This window comes from Dietzia sp. MNB45 (assembly GCF_051994785.1).
GTDB lineage: Bacteria > Actinomycetota > Actinomycetes > Mycobacteriales > Mycobacteriaceae > Dietzia > Dietzia kunjamensis.
In genome coordinates this window covers 1114267-1137875 of record NZ_CP163397.1, presented here as the reverse complement: position 1 = coordinate 1137875, position 23609 = coordinate 1114267, and the positions used below count along the sequence as shown (strand labels likewise).

Genomic DNA, 23609 nt, shown 5'->3' with positions numbered 1-23609 from the left:
CGTCTGCGGCCGCGTTCCGGCACCGGGCAGGCGTCGCCCCTACCGGTCGGGACGCGTCCGCATGGTCCGGGGCGACGGGCCTGGTGGAACTCACTCCTGCGCCTCCCCGAACCGGGCGCGGTAGGACGACGGTGTCGTCGAGTACTTCCTGTCGAAGTTCTGCCGGAACGTCACCGCGCTGCCGAACCCGCAGTCGCGGGCGATGTCCTCGATCGAGCGGGTCGTGGTCTCGAGCAGCGTCCGCGCGTGGTCGAGCCGACGCGACAGCACCCATCGCGCGGGGCTCGTGCCGGTGGTCGCGCGGAACTTCCGGGCGAAGCTGCGTCTGCTCATGCAGGCGTGTCCGGCGAGGTCGTCCACCGAGAGTGGCCGGTCGAGATTGGCCAGGGCCCAGTCGATCGTCTCCCTGATCTCCCCGTCGTCTCCCCCGTCGGGAACCGGCAGTTCTACGTACTGCGCCTGGTCACCCTCGCGGTGCGGCGCCACCACGATCCGGCGGGCCAGCACGGCGGCCTTCGCGGCACCGAGCCGGGATCGGACGATGTGGACGCACGCGTCGAGCGAGGCGGCCGTCCCCGCGGAGGTGATCACATCCCCGTGGTCGATGTACAGGTCGGACGAGCGGACGTCGACCGCCGGGTACCGCAGGGCGAGCTCCGCCGCACCCTCCCAATGGGTGACGACGGTACGACCGTCCAGCACTCCGCTCGCGACCACGGGATAGGCACCGAGGCACAACCCCGCCACCAGGCTGCCCCGGGAATGGGCGCCACGCACGATCGATAACAGGCACGGATCCCGGTCGGGGAGTTCCGGAGACCATGAGGGGAAGACCAGTATGTCGGCCTGCTCCGCCGTCGCGGGCCCGTCGAGGTCGCCGAGCACGATCCCCTCGGCGGTGTTGACGTCTCCGCCGTCTGTGCTCCAGGTGTCGACCTGCCACCCGTCCGCGAGTCCGAGCCGGGTCACCTCGCCGAAGACGAGGAGGGGCGCCGCGAGGTGGAACATCGTGATGCCGTCGAAGACGTGAACGGCGATACGCACAGGTTGGCCCATTTCCATCGAAAGTGTTCCTTTGTGCCGCTCACGGTAGCGCAGTCGGTCCGCGAGGATCGGGGTGACGGCCGAGTTCCCGGCCGTACCGCCTATCCGGAGGATCCACATGAGTTCGCAGAATCGCGCGTTGATCGTCGTCGACGTACAGCAGGAGTACTTCGACGGTCCGCTCGAGATCCAGTACCCACCCCGTGACGAGTCGCTCGCCCAGATCGTCCGTGCGGTCGACGCGGCGAGCGAGGCCGGCATGCCCGTCGTGGTGGTCCAGCACGACCTGCCGGAGGGCGCTCCGGTGTTCGCGAACGGCAGCGCCGGGTGGTCCCTGCACGCGGACCTCGAGAGCCGCCTCCAGCCGCAGTGGAAGCGCGTGACCAAGAGTTATGCCAGCGTCTTCGACGGCACCGGGCTGGTCGACTGGCTTCGGGAGCAGGGCGTCGACCGGGTGACGCTCGTCGGCTACATGACCAACAACTGCATTCTCGGCACCGCCGTAACCGCGGAACCGCTGGGCATCGCCGTGGAGGTCCTCTCCGACGCCACCGGTGCGATCCACATCTCCAACTCCGCCGGGTCGGTCCCGGCACAGCAGGTCCACGAGACGCTGATGGCAGTGCTCAACTCGAATCTCGCCGCGGTCGCCACGACCGACGCCTGGGTCGAGTCCGTCTCGTCGGGGGCCGAGCTCACCGGCAGCGATCTGGGCAGTTCCGCCATGCAGGGCCGCGCCGAGCACTGACCGCGGGACGTCGCGAAGGGCCCGGCCGACCGAGGTACTCGCCCCGGCCGGCCGAACAGTCACTGCGTGGCCCCGCGATCAGCCCGCGGCCTCCCGCAGCCGCGCCAGCAGCGGCTCGGCGGCCTCCTCGAGGAACCGGTCGAGGGTGGAGTCGCCGATCTGGATCAGCGCGATGTCGGTGTACCCGGCCTCCCAGTAGGGCCGCACCTTCTCGACGATCGCGTCGAGGTCGGGCCCGCACGCCAGCTGCTCCCCCACGTCCTCGGGGCGGATGAACTGGGTGGCGGCGGCGAACCCGGCGGTGGTGGGCAGGTCGGAGTTCATGGCCCACCCGCCGGCGAACCACCGGAACTGGTCGTGCGCGCGCTCGACGGCGGCGGACTCCGAGTCGGGGTCCCAGCTGATGGGGATCTGTGCGATCGCGCGGGCGCCGTCACCGATCCGGGTCTGGCCCTCGAGGCCGTTCCACTTCTCGATGTAGCTGCTCTCGGGCTCGGTGGCGATGAGGTGGTCGCCCAGCGGTCCGAGGTGCGCGAGGGCCTTCTCTCCGCCGGCGGCCACGCCGATCGGCACGCGCTTATCGGGTAGGTCCCACAGTCGGGCGGAGTCCACGCGGAAGTGCTCGCCCGAGTAGGTGACCAACCCGCCGTCGAACAGTTCGCGGATGATCTCCAGCGCCTCGACGGTCATCTCGTGGCGCTCATCCACCGACGGCCAGCGCTGCCCCACGACGTGCTCGTTGAGGTTCTCCCCCGCGCCGATGCCGAGCATGAACCGGCCGTCGGACATGATCTGCATCGTCGCGGCCTTCTGCGCCACCACGGCCGGGTGGTAGCGCAGGATCGGGCAGGTCACGTAGGTGCACAGGTCGACCCGTTCGGTGACGTGCGCGACCGCTCCGAGCACGCTCCACACGTACGGCGCGTGCCCCTGCGAGCTGAGCCAGGGGAAGTAGTGGTCCGAGGCCACCTCGAAGTCGAACCCCGCCTGCTCGGCCTTGGCCGCGTAGCGCACGAGTTCCTTGGGGCCGGACTGTTCGGTCATGAGGGTGTATCCGAATCGCGTCATGCCTATCGATCGTGCGCGCGGCCGTCCCGCGATGCCACCGGTCCCCGCGTCGGATCGACGCCGCCGCACGTGCCTGGCTCCCCACACCCCCAAGCGGTTGCCGCCCGGCCCGGGGCGCGGCACCGTCGAACACATGACTACCCAGCGCGCTCTTCTCCTCGACGTCGACGGCACTCTCGTGGATTCGACCTACGTGCATGTCTGGACCTGGGTCCGCGCTCTCGCCGAGGCCGGTGCGCCGGTGCCGTTCGTGGACGTCCACCGTCGGATCGGCAAGGACGGTTCGACGATCGTGGAGGAGCTGCTCGATATCGCGGGGATCGACGACGACGAGGAGCGCGAGAGCATCGCGGGCCGGGCCAAGAACCTGCACGGTGAGTACTACGCCGAACAGGCCGAGTCGCTGCGAGTGCTCCCCGGTGCCCGCGACCTCGTACGCGGCGCCAAGGAGCAGGGGTGGATCACTGTGCTGGCCACGTCCGCGCCGCCGTCGGAGTTCGCCGGGGCCCGCGAGTTGCTCGACATCGACGACTACGTGGACGCCGTGACGACCGGTGAGGACGTCGACCGGGCCAAGCCCGATCCCACGATCGTCGAGATCGCCCTGGAGCGCTCCGGTGTCGACGCCGCGGATGCCGTCATGGTCGGCGACGCGACCTGGGACGCGATCGCGGCGACCAAGCTGGGCATACGTTCGGTCGCGGTGCGCACGGGCGGCATCGGCGACTCCGAGTTCCGCGCCGCCGGGTTCTCGGAGATCGTCGACGACGCCGCCGCGGTCCTGGACCTGCTGAACGCCGGCCGGCTCTGACCGCACACCTCAAACCCTTCAGCCTGCGGGCTCCTCGTCCACCCAGGTGCTCTCCGCCTCGGCGCGGCTCGGGGTGCGCACCGGCAGCAGCAGGAGTAGCCCCACCAGCAGCACCAGCCCGATCCCCGCGATGCCCGCGCGGTCGGCGGAGAAGGCCCACGTGAACAGTCCGAACAGGGCGGGTGCGAGGAACGAGACCGCACGGCCGGTGGTGGCGTAGAGCCCGAACATCTGGCCGTCGCCGCCCGGCGGGGCCAGCCGCGCCAGGAAGGACCGCGACGCGGACTGCGCGGGCCCGACGAACAGGCACATCAGCAGTCCGAAGATCCAGAACATGCCCGTGCCGTCGACGAACAGCAGGACGGTCATGGTCGCGATCATCGCCACCAGCGAGCCGATGATCACGGCCTTGGGTCCCACCGTGTCGTCGATCAGTCCCGCGACCGCCGCCCCCAGCGCCGCGACGACGTTGGCCGCGACGCCGAAGATCAGGACGTCCCCCGGGGCGAGCCCGTAGACCGTCACGGCCAGGATCGCCCCGAAGGTGAACACCCCGGCCAGCCCGTCCCGGAAGATCGCGCTCGCGAGGAGGAACCTCACGGTCCGCGGATCCCGCCGCCAGAGGGCCTTGAGGTCGCGCCAGAGGATGCGGTACGACTCGCCGAAGCCGGGCTCGTCGTCGTCGTCGTTGTCGTCGCTCCTCCCCGCCCCCGGGCGGTGCTCGGGCACCGACCGCAGCACCGGCAGCGCGAACAGGGCGAACCACACGGCGGCGACGAGGCAGACCAGCCGCACGTTGAGGCCACCGTCGGTGGTGATGCCGAACACCCCGCGCACGGGGCCGTCGCCGTAGATGAAGCCGACGAACGCCGCGAGCAGCAGGAATATCCCGCCGAAGTACCCCATCGCCCAGCCGAAGCCGGACACGCGGCCGACGGTGGACGGCGTGGAGACCTGGCGCAGCATCGCGAAGTACGCGACCTCGGCGAACTCGAACGTGATCGACCCGACCGCCAGCAGCGCCAGGCCGACGAAGAACCACGGGTACGGCGCGTCGGAGTCGACGAGGAACATCAGCGCCGTGAGCAGCACCGTCGCGTAGGTCCAGAGACCCAGCGCGCGGCGGCGCCGACCCCCACGGTCGGCGCGTTGGCCCATCACCGGCGCGGTGAGGGCGATGACCAGCCCGGCCACGGCGATGGAGATCGACAGCCACGTGGCCGCCGAGAACGGCCCGTCGAGGTCCGCGCCCACCGAGTCGGTGAGGTAAACGGAGAAGACGAAGGTGACGATCACCGCGTTGAACGCCGCCGACCCCCAGTCCCACATCCCCCACGCCAGGACCTGCCCGCGGGCGACGCCACGACGCGATGGTGACGACGACGAGGTGGTCGCTGACGGGGGCGGTGTTCCGATGCTGCTCACGCCGATCAGGCTAGGACCTCCACCACGCTCCGGAGGGCGGCACGCGGGTAAGGTCAGCGCTGCCACACCCGCCGTACGCGGGCGAGCCGAGTGGAAGACCCGAGGAGCCCTATGTCCCTGCCCACGCCCACCGCGTCGAACCGAGCAGTCGTCACCGGCGCCTCCTCGGGGATCGGCATGGCCCTGGCCACCGAACTCGCCCGGCGTGGGCACTCGCTGATCGTGGTGGCCCGGCGCGAGTCCGTGTTGGAGGAGCTGGCCGCCCGGCTCGAGGGCGAGTTCGGCGTGACCGTGGAGGTCCGCGCGTGCGACCTCGCCGACCCCGCCGCACGGCAGCCGCTGCTGGACGAGCTGGCCGGGCGCGAGATCTCCGTCCTGTGCAACAACGCCGGCATCGCCACCTTCGGCCCCGTCGCCTCGCTGGACCCGCAGTACGAGAAGCACCAGGTGCAGGTCAACGCCGTGGCGTGCCACGAACTGGTGCTGGCGGTGCTGCCCGGGATGGTCGAGCGGCGCTCCGGGGCGATCCTCAACGTCGGCTCCGCGGCCGGCAACATGCCGATCCCCAACAACGCCACCTACGCCGCGTCCAAGGCGTTCCTCAACACGTTCTCCGAGTCGCTGCGGGGCGAGCTCAAAGGCTCCGGCGTCAACGTCACGCTGCTCGCGCCCGGCCCGGTGCGCACCGAGGAGATCGCCGAGGAGGAGAAGACCTTCGTCGACCGCCTCGTCCCCGACCGGCTCTGGGTGGACACCGAGTACACCGCCCGCGTGTCGCTGGATGCGCTCGCCCGCAACAAGATGCGCATCGTCCCCGGCCCGCTGAGCCAGGCGATGTCCGTGGCCGGGAACTACACGCCGCGCGGGATCATGGCTCCGATCGTGGGCAAGTTCTACGCCAAGCTCGGCGAGGGTCAGCAGGAGGGCTGATCGTCCCGCGCGGGGGCCGCGATCCTGCGGCGATATAGTCGAGTGATGCCAGAGCCGACCTCCGCCGAGACCCCTGCCCCCACGTCCTCGCCGACGCCCCACCAGGAGTCCAAGAACGACCGCATCGTCTGGATCGACTGCGAGATGACCGGCCTCGACACCTCGTCCGATGCGCTCGTGGAGATCGCCGCGCTGGTGACCGACTCCGAGCTCAACGTGCTCGGCGACGGGATCGACATCGTCATCCACGCCCCCGACGCCAAGCTCGACGCGATGGTGCCTGTCGTGCGCGACATGCACGCCTCCTCCGGCCTCACCGAGGAGATCCGCGAGTCCACGGTGACGATCGCCGAGGCCGAGGAGCAGGTCCTCGCCTACATCCGCGAGTGGGTCCCGGTGGCGGGATCCGCTCCCCTGGCGGGCAACTCGATCGGCACCGACCGCGGGTTCCTCGCCCGGGACATGCCAGAACTCAACTCGTACCTGCACTACCGGATGATCGACGTCAGCTCCATCAAGGAGCTGTGCCGCCGCTGGTATCCGCGCATCTACTTCGGTCAGCCGGAGAAGGGCATGTCGCACCGCGCGCTGGCGGACATCAAGGAATCGATCCGCGAGCTGGCGTACTACCGGGCGACCGCGTTCGTGCCCCAGCCCGGCCCGACCAGCGACGAGGTCAAGCGGGCCGCCGCCGATCTGCCCGCGGTCGACTGACCCCCGCCCGGCCACTCACGACCGACCCCACCTGCGGATTTCTCGGCGACGGGGCCCACGGGGTAAAGTCGTCAGCGCTGTCCGCGAGGACGGCGGTGGTGGCTGTAGTTCAGCTGGTAGAGCACCAGATTGTGATTCTGGATGTCGCGGGTTCGAGCCCCGTCAGCCACCCCGAGCGCAAGGCCCGGACCTCACGGTCCGGGCCTTGCTCCTTTCTGCCGATTCGCCTCACGTTCTCGGGGGTATCGCCGCGCCGGCTGCTACCAGCGGTTGCGGGACTGCTCCGCCCAGCCGACCAGCCCGTCTAGCGAGACCTGCGACCCGTCGTCCAGCACCCCGGTGCCGTGCCAGACGCCGAACGCCTGGTGCGTCTTCACCGCCAGCACTCCGAGCTCGGTGATGTCGCGGCGTAGATGGAACGGCGTGAGCGTCGCGTCGAGGCGCTCACCCCGCACCCGCCAGGGCCCCGCCGGATCCGCCACGTCGTAGCTCCACCGCAGGTCCTCGCCGAGCTTGTGCATCCGGCCGTCCACCAGGATCCCGTTCTCGATGGAGCCTGTGCCGTCCGTCCACTTGCCGCCGACCTGGATCGCGCGCGTCGAACCGTCCACCACCCCACTGCCAGCGCCCCAGTTCCAGGTGGTCGCGTAGCGCCAGCGGCCACGCCCGCGGTCCAGGACCGCCCACCCCGTGCCGAGCCCGTGCGTCGTGCCGTCCAGGGTCACCGTGCCGGTGACGGGATTGGCGAGATCCTTGAGCGTGTACTGGAACCGGCGCTCGCTCCACGGCACCACCACCGCGAGACTGTCGTGTCCGGGCCGGGTGACCTCCAGGCTCACCTGCAGTCCCCGCGCCTGCACACGGATGGAGGTGCGTCCCTCGTCGTCGTCGATCTCGATCCCCACGCGCCCCGCACCCACGCCGGCCGCGGCGCGCAGGGTCCCGTCACCGGGCGCATCCCCGAAGCCCGGCCGATGCAGGGGTCGGATGCCGCTGCGCGTCGTCTCCTCGCCCGTCCGGCGGTCCAGGACGTAAACCGCGCAGTTGGCCAGGTAGTCCAGCCCCGCCACCGTCAGCCCCACCACGAAGCGGTCGGTGACGATCCCCCAGTACTCCCAGCGCTTGGTGCGACCCCAGCCGGCGATACGCGTGCGGTGCACGGGCGCCCGGGACCAGCCCACCCCCTCCGGGTTGAGCCGGCGGCCGCGGGCCAGGTCGACGGGCCGGGTGATCTCGCGCTCGGTCATGCGATCACTCTTGCAGGTGCCTGCGCCGCGGCGGGCGAGGGGCCGCGGCGGGCGGAGGGCACGGATGCGAAAGCGCCCGGGCTCTCCTATGGTGCGGGGTGATCCGACTGCCCCGGGGAGGAACCGTTGTCCACGCTCGATGTGTTGCTGGCGATCGTCGGGGCGCTCGGGGTGGTGATCGTGGCCTTCTCCGCGCGACTACGCCAGTGGCCCGTGACGGAGCCACTGCTCGCGCTCGTCGCCGGGATCGTCCTGGGGCCGGCAGTCCTCGGGGTGTTCGACGTGCCCGACATCGTGGCCGAGCACTCGACCCTCCACCACGGCGCGGAGATCCTCCTGGCCATCTCGGTGATGGGCGTGGCCCTGCGGTACCCCTTCTCAGCGATCAGGACGCACTGGCGTCGACTCGCGTTGCTGCTGGTGCTCGTCCTGCCCGGGATGGCGCTCGTCTCAACCGGGCTGGCGATGTGGGTGCTCGGCATCCCCTTCGCACTCGCCCTGCTGTTCGGAACCGCCATCTGCCCCACCGACCCCGTCCTCGCGTCGAGCGTCGTCACCGGAGAGGAGGCCGAGGAGGACCTGCCGGAGCACGACCGCCAGCTTCTGTCGCTCGAATCGGGCGCGAACGACGGGCTCGCCCTCCCACTCGTCCTGGTCGCCCTGGCGGTCGCCACCCCGCTCACTGCCGGGCAGGCGGCCGGTGAGGCCGCCTGGCAGATCGCGGGCGCCCTCGTCGTGGGGATCATCGCGGGCGTGGCGGCCGCCAAGGCGCTGCACTTCTCGGAACGACACCACGACACCGAGACCGGGCCGATTCTGCTGTACACGCTCCTCCTGGCGCTGCTCGTCCTGGGAGTATCGGGCATCATCGGGGTCAACGGCATCTTCGGCGCGTTCGTCGCCGGACTCGCGTTCAACGTCGCCAGCTCCGGCAGTGAACGCCGGACCGAGGTGGAGATCGACGAGGCCGTCAACCAGTTCGCCGTGATCCCCTTCTTCGTCGCCCTCGGCGCGATGATCCCGTGGGCCGAGTGGGGCCGGCTCGGATGGGGGGCGGTGTGGCTCACGGCCGCGGTGCTGCTGCTGCGCCGGCCGCCGCTGATCCTCGCCGTGATGAGACCGCTAGGGCTGAAGCCTCGGGGCGCCGCCTACCTCGGCTGGTTCGGGCCCGTCGGCGTCGCGGCGGTGTTCTACCTGACGGAAGAGGCCTCCCGCGCGGGCGCGGACCCGGTCTTGCTCGGCGCGGGCACGCTGATCGTCGTGGCCAGTACCGTCGCGCACGGCCTCACCGCCGCACCCGGACGCGCGCTGTTTCGGGCGGCCGCAGAGCGCGATCCGAGGTCGCCCACCTCGTCGTCGTCGTCCTGAAGTCGTCCTGAACCCCGCCACGGGGTTCTCACCCCTGCCTCGGGGTTCTCACCACTGCACTCGGGGCCCGCCGGTCACCCGGGGGTTCTACTCGAGGTCCCGGCTGTCGCCGGTCCCCGCGTCGAGCTCGTCACCGTCCGGGCCGCGCGACTCGCGATGGGCGGCCTCCACCGCCCAGATCATGACCCCGACCGACGGGCCCAGGGCCACGCCCAGCCCGATGTTGTCCAGCGCGGCACCGAACGCCACGCCGATCCCCATCCCGATGCCGATCCACAAGCCCAGCCGAGAGGAGTCCATCGGCTCAGGCCGCGCCCTGCTCGGCGTTGCCGGCCTTCCAGGTCTCCCACGGGACGTTCCAGTCGCCCAGGCCGTCCCAGCCCGGCAGCGTGTCGCCCACCGTGCCGGTGACCTCGAAGATGTCGCCGCGCTTGGCGTTGTCGTAGAACCACTTCGCGTCCGCCGTGGTGACGTTGAGGCAGCCGTGGCTCGTGTTCTGGCTTCCCTGCGCCCAGACCGACCACGGCGCGGCGTGGACGAAAATGCCGCTGTACGACATCCGGGTCGCGTACTGCACCGGGGTGCGATACCCCTCGGCCGAGTCCACGGCCACGCCGTACGTCGACGAGTCCATGATCATCGAGGCGTGCTTCTCACCGATGACGTAGACCCCGTTGGGGGTCGGGGTGGCGGCCTTGCCCATCGAGGTGGGCATGGTCTTGACGACCTCGCCGTTGCGCTCGATGACGATCTGCTTGGTCGAGTCGTCCACCCGGGAGATCACGGCGTCGCCGATCTCGAAGCTGCTCTGGGCGTCCTGCTGGCCGTACATCCCGCCGCCGAGGTCCTGGCCGTAGATGTCGACGTGGACGTCGATCTTGGTGCCGGGCGCCCAGTACTCGGCCGGACGCCAGCGGACCTCCTGGTCGGAGACCCAGTAGAACGCGCCCTCGACCGCGGGCTCGGTCGTGATGTGGATGTTGTCCTGAGCCGCCCGACGGTCCGCGATCGGCTCGTCGAACATCACCGCGACCGGCTGTCCGATGCCCACCACGGAACCTTCACCCGTGGTCAGGTAGGCCGCCGTCATGATGGTGGGCGTCAGCGTGGTGAAGCTGGCGTTCTTCCGGGTGACCAGGCCAGCCTCGTCCGTGGCAGTCGACTCCAGCGTGTACTGGCGGCCGTAGCCGAGCTCCTCGGTGGTGCGCCACTCGGTGAACTCGGGGTTGAACTCGCCCTCGACCTGGAGGCCCTCGGGATTGCGCATCACCACCGAATCGAACCGGCCGTCCCTCGCGGTGAGCACGATGGGCTCGACCGGGTTGGCGTCGGTGGAACCCTCCGCCACCGACAGGTCGATCACGGCGGAGGGCTCCGCCGGTGCCTCGGCAACCTGGGTGTCCTGCGCACCGCCGTCGCCGATGGTGCAGCCGGTGAGCAGGAGCGTCCCCGTGAACACCACGGCCAGTCCGAGGCGGGCCTTCGACCAGATTCCGGTCGCTCGCCGCCCCGTCCGATCCGTTGTGCTCACGTTCACTGATGCCCCTTCCGACGTGCGCTTCCCCGCGGACGCAGCCGCGGCCGAGAAGATGTCCCCTCCAGTATGCCTGGTCACATGGCCGCACTCCATATCGAAACTCCTGGGGCCGCAGGGACCTCAACCCCGCCTCACCCCTTCTGACCAGTCGATTTCGTGAACCAGCCCGGCTGCTGTTACTGTTTCTCTCGCACCAAGCAAGCGCCATTAGCTCAATTGGCAGAGCAGCTGACTCTTAATCAGCGGGTTCGGGGTTCGAGTCCCTGATGGCGCACAAGAGAGAAAGCCCCGGGTCCACGACCCGGGGCTTTTTCGTGTGCCGGGCCGCCTCCCCCGCAGCGGATCGCTTGTCAGAGCGGGGCTCAACGGGTGGCCGGTCGGACGGGACGACCGGGGAAGCCGAGAGGAAACGGCGAGAGCGTCCCGCACACGCCCCCGGTGACGGGGGTGGGCGGAACGCTCTCGGGAGTCGGGCGGCGACGACTCCGCCGGGGCAGGGTCCCCGGGCGGGGCTCCGGACGCCCGGGCGGGCAGGGTCCCCGGGCGGGGCTCCGGACGCCCGGGCGGGCAGGGTCCCCGGGCGGGGCTCCGGACGCCCGGGCGAGGCCGGTCGACTCAGAGGGCCCGACGGGCCGCCAGGTAGGCCTCGATGCGCTGACGCTCCTTGCGCTTGTTGACCATTGACACGGTGATCCCGCCGACGACCAACGTCGCGATACCCCCGAGCACCGCCAGGACGCGCGGGTCCTTGAGTGCCGCGGTGGCGCGCTCCTTGCCCTCGGACGCGAGGTTCTTCGGATTCACCCGGTCGATGATCTCGTCCAAGGTCGTCGCGAGATCGTCACGCGCCTTGGCGATGTCGCCTTCGATGCTGTCGTAACTCCTGGACACGAGACCTCCGTCGATCGCTCGTCCGCGGGGCGCCCCGCGGGTTCTTGACCCCGCCCACGCTACTGCACCCGGCGTGGATCCGCGCCCGTGCGCCGAAGCATCGGATAGGTTGGGATGGTCCGCCGCCCCGAACCGACCCCCAGGAGCACCGGTGACCGCACCACGGCTCGAGGTGGGCCAGACGGCCCCCGCCTTCACCCTCCCCGACGCCGACGGCACACCCACGTCGCTCCGGGAGCTCCTCGCCGAGCACGGGAAGGTCCTCGTGTACGTCTACCCGGCCGCGATGACACCGGGCTGTACCACTGAGACCGTGGACTTCGAGAACGCGCTGCAACAGTTGAACGACTCTGGCCTCGGCGTGGTCGGCGTCTCCCCCGACGCCCCCGAGAAGCTGGCGCGGTTCCGTGACAAGTACGGCATCACGTTCCCCCTCCTGTCGGATCCGGACAAGACGATGCTCACCGAGTGGGGAGCCTTCGGCGAGAAGAAGAACTACGGCAAAACGGTGATGGGCGTGATCCGCTCGACCTTTGTCGTCGACTCCGACGGCACCGTGTCGATGGCCCGGTACAACGTCCGCGCCAAGGGCCACGTGGCGATGGTCGCCAAGCTGCTCGAGATCGAGTTGCCCGAATCCGATCCCGCGGAGGGCTGACCCACCCATGACCACCGACTCGTCCGAACGCGCGCAGGAGCCGCCGCAGGATCCCACCGACGAGGCCGTCCAGGACGAACCGAACATCCTCGTCCCCCGCCGCCGGCCCATCCAGGAGCGCAGCCGCAAGAAATTCCAGGCGCTACTGTCCTCGGCCCGGGAAGTGCTGGTCGAGGTGGGATTCGACTCGTTCACCTGCGAGGAAGTCGCCTCACGTGCGGGCGTTCCGATCGGGACGCTGTACCAGTTCTTCGCCAACAAGTACGTGCTGGTGTGCGAGCTGGACCGCCAGGACGCCCACGGGGTGATCGAGGAGGTCGAGCGGTTCGCCCAGAAGATCCCGGCGCTGGACTGGCCCGAGCTGCTCAACGATTTCCTGGACCACCTGGCCGACCTGTGGTTGCGCGACCCCTCCCGTCGGGCGGTCTGGCTCGCGACGCAGGCCACTCCCGCCACCCGCGCCACGGCGGCGGTGAACGAGCGCGAGATCGCCCGGATGATCGCCAGCGTGCTGGCACCGCTCATGCCCGCCACCGAGCGTGAGCGCCGCGCGTTCATGGCAGAGGTCCTGGTCCACGTGGCGTACTCGATGCTCAACTTCTCGGTCAGCGCCGGCCACGTCCCCCCGGGCCCCGTCACCAGCGCGGACCCCGGGGATGGCAGCGGGGTCTCCTCCGGCGCGAGCAGCGGTTCGGCCGGTGGCGAGGACATCCACGACGCCACCGTCACCGAGCTCAAGCGGATGCTCACCGCCTACCTCTGGCTGGCGGAGAAGGAAGCAGCCCAGAGCGACTGACCCGCCTGGCGGCGGCCCGACGGGCCTGTTCCCGCGGGTGGGCGCTACCGACCCGGTGGCGTCGCACCGACTCCACCGACAGGTGCGCGCCCGGAATGGACCATTCAGAGCGCACGGCACCTCCATCTGCGAGCAGACCGGACGCACAAGCCGAAGAGGACGCGTTAGTCGCCGGCGCGGCGGTGGCCGGACGCAAACGGCAGCCCGGCGCGCACAGCGGCTGGCGGCCGCGCTACTAGCCGCCCGGGCCCTCGAGCACCACGAACGCGATCGCCGATCCACCGTCGTGGCTGAGTGAAACGTTCCAACGAGCGCCCTCGCCGATTGTCGCGGCCACCTGACGGGCCACCTCTCCCCCCAGCCGCACGGAGGGTCGACCCCAGTTATCGCACACGGTCTCGATCTCGGACCACCGCAGCAGGTCCGGGGCAATGGGCGGGGGCTCGCCATACAGCGCCGCCGACCATGCCTTGACGACCGCCTCCTTCGCCGCCCAGCGGGCAGCGAGGTGACGCGCCAGCGGGTCCTCCCGGCGGGCGGGCGCCGGCCCCGAGGTCGCAGGCGCCGAGGTCCCCGACGCACCTGACGACGACGACACCGTGGCCTCCCCCGGTCTCGCCCCGCGGGATTCGGCGCGTTCGCGGCACTGCCTGCGCTCGGTGGCCGAGAACGCCCTGGTGAGCCGCGTGCCGGGTTCGGCCAGAGACGCGGCGAAGGCGCCGAGGTCGACGATGTCGACCCCGACGCCTCTCACCCCGGTCGTCACTGCTCTGCCGTCACTGCCCGGCCGTCACCGGCCGGCGGTCTGCGCAGACGCGGCTGTCTCCGCGGGCCCGGTGTCCGTGGACCCCGCAGCGGCGAGGATGCCGTCTGAGTCGAGTCGCGCGGCCGGATCGAGCAGGACCGCGGCCTCGCGCTCCTTGACCTCGTCGGCCGAACCCTCGCCCAGTCGACGCGCCTCGGGACGGGCGTAGAGCGCCTCCCCGCCGTAGATGGCATCGGTCAGGCGACGGGCGCCGGAACGCTCGCGCCGCAGGCCGGCCTCGCGGATGCGCTCGGACTCGTCCTGTCCGTACTCCGCGGCGACCGCCCGGTGGAAGGCCTCCGGGTGGGCGACGGCGATGAGGCCCGAGACGTGGCCGAAGCCCAGCGAGGTCAGCAGACCGGCCTTGAGCGGCAGGTCACCGCCAAGCTGCAGGGTCTCTCGCAGCCACACCAGGTGGCGGTGGCGGTCCAGGACGTCGTCGACGCAGTCCAGGGCGCGGTTCGGCGGCAGCGTGCCCGACCGCAGCATCTGGGTCAGCCCGATGAGCTGGAAGGCCGCGGCGCCACCCTTGGCGTGCCCGGTGAGCGACTTCTGCGACACCACGAACAGCGGGTTGCCCTCCGACCGACCGATCGCGGCGGCGAGCCGCTCGTGCAGGTCGGACTCGTTGGGGTCGTTGGCCTTGGTCGAGGTGTCGTGCTTGCTCACCACGGCCACGTCGTCTGCGGTCAGGCCGAGCTGTGCGAGCCCGCGGGCCAGCGGCGAGCGCTGCCCACCGCGACCGGCACCGAGCGCACCCAGGCCGGGGGCCGGGATGGAAGTGTGCGCCCCGTCCGCGTACGACCCGGCCCAGGCCACGACGCCCGTGACCGGCAGGCCCATGCGGGCCGCGACGTCGCCGCGCGCCAGCAGGATCGTGCCGCCGCCCTGCGACTCGACGAACCCGCCGCGCCGCCGGTCGTTGGCCCGGCTGTAGTGCCGCTCGTCGATCCCCTTGGCCGCCATGGCCGCGGAGTCGGCGGTCGCGGACATGTCGGCGAAGCCCTGGATGCCCTCGGTGGACAGGTCGTCGAACCCGCCGGCCACCACGAACTCGGCCTTGCCGGCGCGGATCTTGTCGAAGCCCTCCTCGACGCTCACCGCGGTGGTGGCGCAGGCCGCCACCGGGTGGACCATTGAACCGTAGCCGCCGACGTAGGACTGCATGACGTGCGCGGCCACCACGTTCGGCAGCGCCTCCTGCAGCGTGTCGTTGGCGCGGCTGCGGCCGAGGATGCCGTCGATGTACAGCGAGCGCATGCTGGTCATGCCGCCCATGCCGGTGCCCTGCGTGTTGGCGACGTCGGCCGGGTGGACGTGGGCCAGCAGCTCCGCCGGGGTGAAGCCCGAGGAGATGAAGGCGTCCACGGTGGCGACCAGGTTCCACGCCGCCACCCGGTCGATACCGGAGACCATGTCGGCGGGGATGCCCCACGCCGTGGGGTCGAAGCCGGTGGGGATCTGCCCACCGACCACACGGGTCAGGGTGGCGCGGCGCGGCACCCGGATCTCGGTGCCGGCCTTGCGGGTGACCGTCCACTCGCCGTCCTCGCTGCGGGTGACGACGGTGTTCTCCGGGTCGTCGGACTGGTAGGCGCGGGCCTGGGCCTCGTCGTCCACCACGAAGGACAGATCCTCCGGCAGGAACACCGAGGTGAGCTGCGGCGAGGTGTTGTCGAACATCTCCGCGCGCGAATCGTCGGCGTAGGTGCGCACGCCCACCCGGGCGAGGACCTCGTCGTGGAAACGCTCGGCGATGTCGGCCTCGTCGATCGGGTCACCGGAGGAGGTGACCGTCCAGCCGGCGCGCGGCGAGTCCTCCCAGGTGATGAGCCCGGTCGACCAGGCCAGCTCGACCACGCCGGCGGCGGTGAGGTCGCCGGTGGTCTCCACCTCGAAGCGGGTGCGGGCACTGCCGTAGGGGCCGACCTCGCCGGCGCCCACCATCACGACCATGTCCTCGAGCTGCTGGGTGACCTCGCCCCACTCGGGACGCTCGTCGGCGGTGACCGTCGGCAGCGAGGGCAGCGCGGCGATCGTGCCCGCGGCGTCCTCTGTCGAGGTCTCGGTGGAGGCGGCCGGGCGGTCCGCCGCGAGGGCGGACATGTCCAGGTCGGCCGTGCCGAGTCCGCCGGTGAGGTCGACGGTGACGGGGGCGTCTCCGGCCGCGGAGCGGAAGTCCGGGGTGCACCAGCGCAGCAGCTCGGCAGCCATCTCGGCCGTCGACCAGGTGGACACGCCCGCGGCCTCGACGGCCTCGACGAGCGGGTCGTTGTGACCCATGAGTCCGGTGCCACGGACCCAGCCGATGATCGCGTGGACGAAGGTCACGCGCTCCGACCAGGACTTCTCCGAGCCCCACTTGGCGATCATGGCGTCCAGCGCGGCCTTGGCCTCACCGTAGGCGCCGTCGCCGCCGAACATGCCACGGTTGGGCGAGCCCGGCAGGACCACGTGCAGGCGGGAGTCGACGTCGGTGTCGGCACCGATCGCACCGAGTCCGGCGACGAGCTTCTCCACGCCCCACAGCAGGACGCGCATCTCGGTCTCGGCGCGCGGGCCGGCGTCGGCCATCGAGCCCTGGACGCGGGGAGCCGCGAACGGGAACAGCAGCGTCGGGGTGAGGGCCGGCTTGAGCACGGTGGTCTGGCCACCGGCCGATTCGGCGTGCTCGGATCCGACCCACTCGACCAGCGCGTCGACGTCCGAGTAGGAGGTCAGGTTGGCCGGCAGGACCCACAGCGCCGCGCCGCCACGGGCGTTGCTGCGGTACAGGTCCTTGAAGAAGGCCAGCTTGGACTGGTCCAGGTTGGAGGTGGTGGCCACCACGGTGGCGCCGCCCGCCAGGAGGCGTCCGGTGACGGCGGCGGCGATGGAGCCCTTGCCGGCGCCGGTGACGACGGCGACGTCACCCGCGTACTCGCCGACGAACTCCTCGGCCGCGACCTCCGAGATCTCCCGGTAGGCGCTCGCCAGGGCGTCGCGGCGGGCATCGGTCGCCCGGGCCGCCCACCAGCGGGCCTGCTCGGCGACGATCTCGCCGGCACCGCGGAAGGCGTCCGCCGCGTCGGCGGGCACGTCGGACCGGGTCCACAGTCGGGCCAGATCCTCGCGGGCCGAGGCCCAACGGTCGTCCATGAGGACGGCGCGGCCGGCGTCGAAGGCCGGGGCCACCACGCGGCGCCAGTCGGCGCCGAGTTCTGCGGCCACGAGGTCGGCCAGCTCGGAGTCCGGGTCGGCCTCGGCGAGCAGGTCGACCGTCTCGGGCTCGAGGTGTCCGAGGCGGGTGAGCACGCCGCGTGCGGCGCGGGCCAGGACACCGTCGACGCCGGTGATCTCGTCGGCGAACTCGGTCAGCGCGGCGGAGTCGACGACTCCCCCGCCTCCGGCGCCGGACGACGGCATCGCGACGGCCACACCGTGCGCGGCACCGACGGCCGACACGGCGGCGTCGATGAGCGAGTCCAGGCCGGCCACATCCTTGACGCCCGAGGCGTCGAGGGTCGCCAGGTCGCCCCCACGGATGGAGGCGCCGTCACGGGTGCCCAGCGCGATCTCGGCGATCACGTGCTGGGCCCAGCCGGAGCCGAGCTCCCAGGGGCCGGTCACGCGCTCGGTGATGTAGGCGGCCCGCTTGCCGGTGCGGCCGAGGACCGCGCGCAGCGCCTCGCCGACCGCGTCGGACAGGACGGGGCCGAACGGGGCGTATCCGCGCGCCAGTCGTGAGACCTGGTCGGCCAGGGTCGGGAAGTCCGCCTCGGCGGCGCCGTCGATGGCGCCCAGGCTCAGCTCGGTACCCAGGTCCAGCAGCAACTGGTTGCGGCGCGAGGACACGCCGTCGCACAGCGTCTCGATGGAGTCGCCGGACGCGATCTGCTCGGGACGGACCTTGGTGCGCAGCGCCACCAGCATGCGGGTGGCGGCGGGCGCGCCGAACTCGAGGTCGTCCGGGCGGGGTGCACCGGGGGCGGCGGTCGCGGTCGGAGCCGCGTCTGATCGGTCCGCACCGGCCGTGCCGGGGGTGTTGACGGCCGGTGCGGGGTCTGTGGGGGCTGCCTGGTCGGCAGCCGCGGTGTTGGTCGAACCAGTGGTCGTGGAGCCGGTGGAGGCGGAGCCGTCGCCGGCGTCCAGCTCGTCGTCGTCGACCTCCACGCTGGGCGGCAGGGTGCCGTACAACGTCGCCGAGTCGCGCTCGATGTTGATCACCTGGGCCCGGGGGCCGCGGTGCGTGGGCAGGTCGAGGGTCTTGGAGGCGAGGTTCGCGACGGTCGGGGCGTTGGAGACACCGACCTCGATGAACTGCTCGATACCGAGTCCGCCACGCTCTACGGGCGTGAAGAACAGCTCCTGGGTCTCGATCCACCGGACCGGGCTGGCGAACTGCCAGGCCAGCAGCTCCACGAGCAGCAGGCGGCCCAGTCGCGTGGGGGTGGCGGCCCACTCGTCCCAGTTCGCGAGGACCTCGGCCAGCGAGTCGGCCGGCACGAGATCGGCGATCTCCTGCACGAAGCCGCGCTCGAGACTGAACAGGCGCGGCACGAGGTTCGGCACGTACCGGCCGACGAGCACCGAGATGTCGATGTCGTGCGGGATCAGCGCGTCGAGGGTGGCCCGGAAATCCGGGACCCCGCCACGCAGGACGGTGGAGTGGAACGGCACGTCGATACCGGGCACCAGGATGAAGGCGTTCTTGCCACCCGACTGCTCGAGCTCGCGCTCGACGGCCTTCTCCAGTGCCTTGCATCCGGCGACGGTGCCGGCGAGCGCGTACTGCGAGCCCGCCAGGTTGTAGTTGACGATCTCGATGAACTCGCCGGACTCGAGGGCGACGCCGGCCACCCAGTCGGCGACCTCGTCGTCCGAGATCCCCATCTGGGACGGACGGATCGCGGCCATGCGGTAGTCCGAGCGGCCGTGGGCGTCACGCGGCACCAGCTGGTGCATGGTCGACCCGCGCTGGAAGACGATCTCCAGCAGCGGCTCCAACGCCAGCACGCCGGAGATGGCGGCCAGGGCGTCGTACTCGCCGATCGAGTGACCCGCGAAGTACGCGTCCTCGATGAGCAGGCCGTCGGCCTCGAGCTCGGCACGCTGCGCCACCGCCAGGCAGGCCATGGCGACCTGGGTGAACTGCGTCAGGTAGAGCACGCCGTCGGGGTGCCGGTGGACCTCACCGCGCACGGTGACCTCGGTGGGGTTCTCGCGGACGAGCGCCAGGATCGAGAAGCCGAGGGCGGAGCGGGTGTGCTTGTCGGCGCGGTCCCAGATCTCGCGGGCGGCGGGGCAGCGGGTGCGGCCCTCCATGCCCATCCCCTTGGCCTGGATGCCCTGGCCGGGGAAGGCGTAGACGGTGCGTGGGGCCTCGGTCAGCGCGGTGGCGGCCATGACGGTGGCGCCGTCGACCGTGCACGTGACCTCGAGGACCTGGCCGCCGGCGTGGCGGCCGGTCTGCACGGCACGGACCTTGATGTGGTCGCCCGGGCGGACCGGGGCGAGCATGCGGGCGGTCCAGCCGGCGATCCGCAGGGCGGGGGTCTTCCCGTCCGAGGCCTGCACCGCGTGCTGCGCGGCGGCCGAGAGCCACATGCCGTGGACGATCACGCCGCCCAGTCCGGCCAGCTCGGCCGCGGTGTCGGAGACGTGGATCGGGTTGTGGTCGCCCGAGACCAGAGCGAACGCGGTCATGTCGTGCGGCGCCGTGATCGTGGTGGACACGCGCGCCTGGCGGGAGGTCTCGGCGGGCTCCGCGGCCCCACCGGACGCGGTGACGAGGGCGCCGCCGGCGGGGCGGGGGTCGCCCACCTCGGCGCGGCCCGTGCGGCCGCGGATCGCGAACCGCTCGGACAGGGTGCACAGCGGGGTGCGGGTGCCGTCGGAGTCCTCCGCGGCCACCTCGACCGACACCTCGACCACCCGACCGAGGTCGGTGTCGCGGACACCGCCGGACCGGGCGACGACAACGAGGTCGGTCTCCTGCTGCGGCAGCGCCGCGTGCATGCGGACGCCGTGGTCCAGATGGACCAGATCGAGCAGTCCCTCGACGACTGTGCCGGTGCCACGCGGGCGGCGCGTCTCGCCGAGCACGGCGAACACGGCGGGCCAGGCGGCGCCCACGAGGGCGTCCGGGACGCCGGCGGACGGCACGAGCGAGGTGGGCAGGCTGCCCGCGGTCACGCCCGTGTGGTCGACGGCGAGGGTGGGCTCGAAGGTGAAGCGCGCGGTGGCGGTGTTGCCGTCGACCTCGGGGAGGGCGTCGATCACGGAGCCACCCGCACCGCCGCGGCCGACGCCGGCGGCGGTGGCGAGCAGTGTGCGCATGGCGGCCTCGGCGGCGGCGTCGGTGACGACCGGCGCGGCACCGGTGGCCACGGCGTCGCCGAGGGTGATGGTGATGGTCATCTCGGTCGGGCCGACGGGCAGCGTCAGGTCGACGGTCCGGCCGTCGGCGGCCGGGGTGAGCACGGCGCCGGAGACGGGGTGGCGGCCGACGCCGTCGGCGTCGATCTCCCAGGCGTGGAGCACGCCGAGGCGGTGGACGGGGCTGATGACGAGACGGCCGGCCCAGGTGACGTCGGGGCTGTTGAGCACGTCGGCGACGGGCCCGGAGGCGGTGGTGACGATCCCGCGGCGGCGGCTGCTCACGGCCTCGGTGGAGGGCATGTAGCCGGACACGCGCTCGGCGGTGGCGGCCTCGAAGCGGTCGAGGAGGTCACCGACCGGCTCGTCGACGCGGGTGATGCCGGCGACGGCGGTCGTGCCGGGGATGATGCACACGGCGTCGGCGTCGTAGCGCGGATCGTGGGCCTGCCACAGCGAGTCCGAGCGCCACCAGCGGCGCACGTCACCGTCGATGACGGGCACGAACGGCACGGGCTTGCCGGGCATACGGCAGATGTCGAAGAACTCGGCGGCGTCGGCCGGGTGCAGCACGGCGTCGGCGAGCCCGGGGTACCGGGCGGCGAGGGCGGCGATCACCTCGGCCGGGCGCTCCATGGACTCCTCGCGAGGGAACGCCGAGACGATGCGACCGGTGTCGGCGGCGTCGAGTCGTGCCTCGGTGCGCTGCACCATGCGGTGGAAGCGCTCGCGGATGGTGGGGTCGAGCCACACCGAGCGGGTGCAGTCGGCCACGTCGCCGCCGAAGTCGGCGCCCAGGTCGAAGTCGTCCGTGGTGTGGGTGCTCGACCCGTCGACGGAGGCGCCGGGGGCGAGGGAGAGCTCGACGAAGCGGCGCAGCCACTGCTCGTAGGTCATGGAGTCGAGGTCGCCGAAGTACGGCTTGGCGGTGCCGTTGATCGCGGCGATGATCTCGTCGCGGCGGGCGGCCACGGCCTCGGCGTCACCGGCGACCTCGTCGAGGAGGCGCCCGGTGCGCGCGGCGGTGTTGTCGATCTCGTGGATGTCCGCACCGAGCTGGCTGCGGCCGGACGCCATGCCGCCGTCGGCCTGACCGGCACCGACCCAGGCGTCGACGCCCACGGTGTCGACGAGCATCTGCTTGACCTGGGGGCTGGTGGTGGCCTCGAGGGTGGCCATGGCGGCGGTGCCGACGAGGATGCCGTCGACGGGCATGGCCGGGTAGCCGTGGGCGTTGGCCCAGGACCCGGTGAGGTAGTCGGCCGCCCGCTCGGGGGTGCCGATGCCACCGCCGACGCAGAGGACGACGTTGGGCCGCTCGCGCAGCATGGCGTAGGTGGCAAGCAGGAGGGCGTCGAGGTCCTCCCACGAGTGGTGACCGCCGGCGCGGCCGCCCTCGACCTGGACGATCACCGGCATGTGGGGGACCTCGGCGGCGATGCGCACGACCTGGCGGATCTGGGCGACGGTGCCCGGTTTGAAGCTCACGTGCCGCAGGCCGGCCTCGGTGAGCTCCTCGATGAGGGCGACCGACTCGTCGAGCTCGGGGATGCCGGCGGTGACGATCACACCGTCGAAGGGCACTCCCGCGGCGCGGGCACGCTGGACGAGACGCTTGCCTCCGACCTGCAGCTTCCACAGGTAGGGGTCGAGGAACAGCGAGTTGAACTGGGCGCTGCGACCGGGCTCGAGGAGCTCGGTGAGGCGCTGGGTGTTCTCGGCGAAGATCGCCTCGGTGACCTGGCCGCCGCCGGCGAGCTCGGCCCAGTGGCCCGCGTTGGCCGCGGCGGCGACGATCGCGGGATCCACGGTGGTCGGCGTCATTCCGGCGAGGAGGATCGGCGAGCAGCCGGTGAGGCGGGTGAAGGAGGTCTCCACGTGGACGCTGCCGTCGGGCAGGGTGACCAACTGCGGCTGGAACGCGGTCCACGGCCGCTCGATCGGCGGGGTCGCACCCGGGGTGAACAGGTTGCGCAGGCCGCCGCGGGTGGCGGCGGCGACCACGCCGACGCCCTGGCCGCGGATCACGGAGCGGTTGAGGCGGGTCAGCGCCTCGCCCGGGCCCATGTCGAGGATCCACTGGGCCCCGGCGTGCAGGGTCTCGGCCATCTCCTCCACCCAGTCGACCGGCTCGGCGAAGACCTGGCGGGCGAGGTGGGCGGCGCGGTCGGCGTCCAGGCCACAGCGCTCCGCCCAGCGGGAGACGACGTCGACGGCCGGGGCCATCGCGGGGTGGTGGAACCCGACCTCGACGTCGAGCGGGTCGAAGACGGGGGCGAAGATCTCGCCGCCGGTGAGCTTGGCCTCTCGGCGACGACGCGACTCGGCCTCGAGGTCGGCGCAGTGGCGACGCAGCTCCTCGAGATCGTCCGGTCGACCGACCACGACGTGACGGCGCTGCGCGTTGCGGATGGAGACGGTGGGGCGAATCGTGGCGTCGACGCCGGCGAACAGCTCGTCGACCAGCGTGCGCAGGTCCTCGCCGTCGATCCCCGACACTCCCACCATGGGGCTCGCCTCGCCGCGGCGGAACAGACCGACGCGCCGTCCGACCAGGGTGGCGGCGGCGCCGATGAGCTCGGCGACGGCCAGCAGCCGGTCGTCGATGGACCCGAAGGTCTCCACCGACTCGACGGCGAGGATGCCCTGGGAGTGGCCGACCACGGCCGCGGGGGTCGTGTCATTGACGTCGAAGCCCTCGGCGGCGAGAGCCCGCAGGGCACCCATCTGCGTGAGCAGCACCGCGGGCAGCGAGACCGCGGCAGCGGAGAGGGAGGCGTCGTCGGGCAGGTCCGCGCCGTCCTCGTCCTCACCGGTGGTGGTGTTGGCCCACTCGATGGGCCGGAAGCCGTGCGTGCGGACGACGGCGATCTCGTCGTGGACGGGCTCGGTCAACGCGACGGAGGCGTCGACGAGGTCCTGGAGCTCCGGTCCGATACCCGTGCCGTCGATGAGGTCGCTCAGCGCGTCGCGCCAGGCGATGCCCTGTCCACCGAAGGCGAGCGCATAGGCCGTGCCCTCACGGAGCTCGTCTGCGAGAGCGGGGGCGCCGCGGCGGGCGGCGAAGCCGGTCTCGAGCGGGCGGGGGGTGAGGTCGCGGTCATCGATCGTCACGTGGGGAACTCCTTGGGCACTGCGTCAGGGACATCGCGTCGGCCGGCCAGCGGTTACGGCGCAGGACACAGATTGCCACACGAACTTGAGGGGTTC

General features: G+C 71.7%; 16 protein-coding genes and 2 tRNA genes. 9 read left to right on the top strand and 9 right to left on the bottom strand.

The window, feature by feature from the left end; genetic code table 11:
- Nucleotides 1-90 precede the first annotated feature (90 nt).
- Complete coding sequence (locus AB5G72_RS05465; protein WP_440221152.1) at nt 91-1044, bottom strand: GlxA family transcriptional regulator; 954 nt, start codon at nt 1042-1044, stop codon at nt 91-93.
- 118 nt (nt 1045-1162) lie between these two features.
- On the opposite strand from AB5G72_RS05465, the gene AB5G72_RS05460 reads away from it, so the two are divergent.
- The gene (locus tag AB5G72_RS05460; RefSeq protein WP_119192386.1) at nt 1163-1792 is read left to right on the top strand and encodes a cysteine hydrolase family protein; all 630 of its coding nucleotides are present in this window, start codon (nt 1163-1165) and stop codon (nt 1790-1792) included.
- A gap of 78 nt (nt 1793-1870) precedes the next feature.
- On the opposite strand, the gene AB5G72_RS05455 is transcribed toward AB5G72_RS05460, so the two are convergent.
- A complete protein-coding gene (locus AB5G72_RS05455) occupies nt 1871-2860 on the bottom strand; it encodes a TIGR03557 family F420-dependent LLM class oxidoreductase (RefSeq protein ID WP_067719842.1) in 990 nt (329 codons plus the stop codon).
- A 133-nt stretch (nt 2861-2993) separates the two neighbouring features.
- On the opposite strand from AB5G72_RS05455, the gene AB5G72_RS05450 reads away from it, so the two are divergent.
- Nucleotides 2994-3671: an HAD family hydrolase gene (locus tag AB5G72_RS05450; protein WP_440221151.1), complete on the top strand. Its 678-nt coding sequence runs from the start codon at nt 2994-2996 to the stop codon at nt 3669-3671.
- Nucleotides 3672-3689: 18 nt separating this feature from the next.
- On the opposite strand, the gene AB5G72_RS05445 is transcribed toward AB5G72_RS05450, so the two are convergent.
- Nucleotides 3690-5000 carry an MFS transporter gene (locus tag AB5G72_RS05445; protein WP_440221471.1) on the bottom strand — a complete coding sequence of 437 codons (1311 nt, stop codon included), beginning with the start codon at nt 4998-5000 and terminating at the stop codon, nt 3690-3692.
- A 207-nt stretch (nt 5001-5207) separates the two neighbouring features.
- Between AB5G72_RS05445 and cmrA the strand changes: the two genes are divergently transcribed.
- The 3 genes from cmrA (at nt 5208) to AB5G72_RS05430 (ending at nt 6911) form a co-directional block, all read left to right on the top strand.
- A complete protein-coding gene (gene cmrA, locus AB5G72_RS05440; protein WP_440221150.1) occupies nt 5208-6026 on the top strand; it encodes a mycolate reductase in 819 nt (272 codons plus the stop codon).
- Nucleotides 6027-6071: 45 nt separating this feature from the next.
- Complete coding sequence (orn, locus tag AB5G72_RS05435; protein WP_154830489.1) at nt 6072-6740, top strand: oligoribonuclease; 669 nt, start codon at nt 6072-6074, stop codon at nt 6738-6740.
- A 98-nt stretch (nt 6741-6838) separates the two neighbouring features.
- Nucleotides 6839-6911 (top strand) — tRNA-His (locus AB5G72_RS05430).
- A gap of 89 nt (nt 6912-7000) precedes the next feature.
- Here the strand turns inward: AB5G72_RS05430 and AB5G72_RS05425 are convergent.
- Nucleotides 7001-7987: a DUF2804 domain-containing protein gene (locus AB5G72_RS05425; RefSeq protein WP_440221149.1), complete on the bottom strand. Its 987-nt coding sequence runs from the start codon at nt 7985-7987 to the stop codon at nt 7001-7003.
- Between the two features lie 126 nt (nt 7988-8113).
- Here AB5G72_RS05425 and AB5G72_RS05420 point away from each other — a divergent pair, with 126 nt between their 5' ends.
- A complete protein-coding gene (locus AB5G72_RS05420) occupies nt 8114-9355 on the top strand; it encodes a cation:proton antiporter domain-containing protein (RefSeq protein WP_440221148.1) in 1242 nt (413 codons plus the stop codon).
- 87 nt (nt 9356-9442) lie between these two features.
- Here the strand turns inward: AB5G72_RS05420 and AB5G72_RS05415 are convergent, their stop codons facing one another.
- Both AB5G72_RS05415 and AB5G72_RS05410 read right to left on the bottom strand, forming a co-directional pair.
- The gene (locus tag AB5G72_RS05415) at nt 9443-9655 is read right to left on the bottom strand and encodes a hypothetical protein (protein ID WP_067719850.1); all 213 of its coding nucleotides are present in this window, start codon (nt 9653-9655) and stop codon (nt 9443-9445) included.
- 4 nt (nt 9656-9659) lie between these two features.
- Nucleotides 9660-10892, bottom strand: coding sequence for a L,D-transpeptidase (locus AB5G72_RS05410; protein ID WP_132062068.1), 1233 nt, complete (start codon nt 10890-10892; stop codon nt 9660-9662).
- A 201-nt stretch (nt 10893-11093) separates the two neighbouring features.
- Between AB5G72_RS05410 and AB5G72_RS05405 the strand changes: the two genes are divergently transcribed.
- Nucleotides 11094-11166, top strand: a tRNA-Lys gene (locus AB5G72_RS05405).
- A gap of 341 nt (nt 11167-11507) precedes the next feature.
- Here the strand turns inward: AB5G72_RS05405 and AB5G72_RS05400 are convergent.
- Entirely contained in the window at nt 11508-11783 is a 276-nt protein-coding gene (locus tag AB5G72_RS05400; protein WP_067719851.1) for a DUF3618 domain-containing protein, read from the bottom strand.
- Between the two features lie 151 nt (nt 11784-11934).
- On the opposite strand from AB5G72_RS05400, the gene AB5G72_RS05395 reads away from it, so the two are divergent.
- Both AB5G72_RS05395 and AB5G72_RS05390 read left to right on the top strand, forming a co-directional pair.
- A complete protein-coding gene (locus AB5G72_RS05395) occupies nt 11935-12441 on the top strand; it encodes a peroxiredoxin (protein ID WP_120286354.1) in 507 nt (168 codons plus the stop codon).
- 7 nt (nt 12442-12448) lie between these two features.
- Nucleotides 12449-13237, top strand: coding sequence for a TetR/AcrR family transcriptional regulator (locus AB5G72_RS05390; RefSeq protein ID WP_154830494.1), 789 nt, complete (start codon nt 12449-12451; stop codon nt 13235-13237).
- A 235-nt stretch (nt 13238-13472) separates the two neighbouring features.
- On the opposite strand, the gene AB5G72_RS05385 is transcribed toward AB5G72_RS05390, so the two are convergent.
- Together AB5G72_RS05385 and AB5G72_RS05380 are read right to left on the bottom strand one after the other, a co-directional pair.
- Nucleotides 13473-14003, bottom strand: coding sequence for a holo-ACP synthase (locus AB5G72_RS05385; protein ID WP_440221147.1), 531 nt, complete (start codon nt 14001-14003; stop codon nt 13473-13475).
- A gap of 24 nt (nt 14004-14027) precedes the next feature.
- Complete coding sequence (locus AB5G72_RS05380; RefSeq protein WP_440221146.1) at nt 14028-23513, bottom strand: fatty acid synthase subunit beta domain-containing protein; 9486 nt, start codon at nt 23511-23513, stop codon at nt 14028-14030.
- Between the last annotated feature and the right edge of the window lie 96 nt (nt 23514-23609).

What these genes read in the sequence shown, in the direction of transcription:
- AB5G72_RS05445 (WP_440221471.1), bottom strand. Translation starts at nt 5,000, where the DNA reads ATGTGGGACTGGGGGTCGGCGGCGTTCAACGCGGTGATCGTCACCTTC.
- cmrA (WP_440221150.1), top strand. Translation starts at nt 5,208, where the DNA reads ATGTCCCTGCCCACGCCCACCGCGTCGAACCGAGCAGTCGTCACCGGC.
- orn (WP_154830489.1), top strand. Translation starts at nt 6,072, where the DNA reads ATGCCAGAGCCGACCTCCGCCGAGACCCCTGCCCCCACGTCCTCGCCG.
- AB5G72_RS05425 (WP_440221149.1), bottom strand. Translation starts at nt 7,987, where the DNA reads ATGACCGAGCGCGAGATCACCCGGCCCGTCGACCTGGCCCGCGGCCGC.
- AB5G72_RS05390 (WP_154830494.1), top strand. Translation starts at nt 12,449, where the DNA reads ATGACCACCGACTCGTCCGAACGCGCGCAGGAGCCGCCGCAGGATCCC.
- AB5G72_RS05455 (WP_067719842.1), bottom strand. Translation starts at nt 2,860, where the DNA reads ATGACGCGATTCGGATACACCCTCATGACCGAACAGTCCGGCCCCAAG.
- AB5G72_RS05415 (WP_067719850.1), bottom strand. Translation starts at nt 9,655, where the DNA reads ATGGACTCCTCTCGGCTGGGCTTGTGGATCGGCATCGGGATGGGGATC.
- AB5G72_RS05450 (WP_440221151.1), top strand. Translation starts at nt 2,994, where the DNA reads ATGACTACCCAGCGCGCTCTTCTCCTCGACGTCGACGGCACTCTCGTG.
- AB5G72_RS05460 (WP_119192386.1), top strand. Translation starts at nt 1,163, where the DNA reads ATGAGTTCGCAGAATCGCGCGTTGATCGTCGTCGACGTACAGCAGGAG.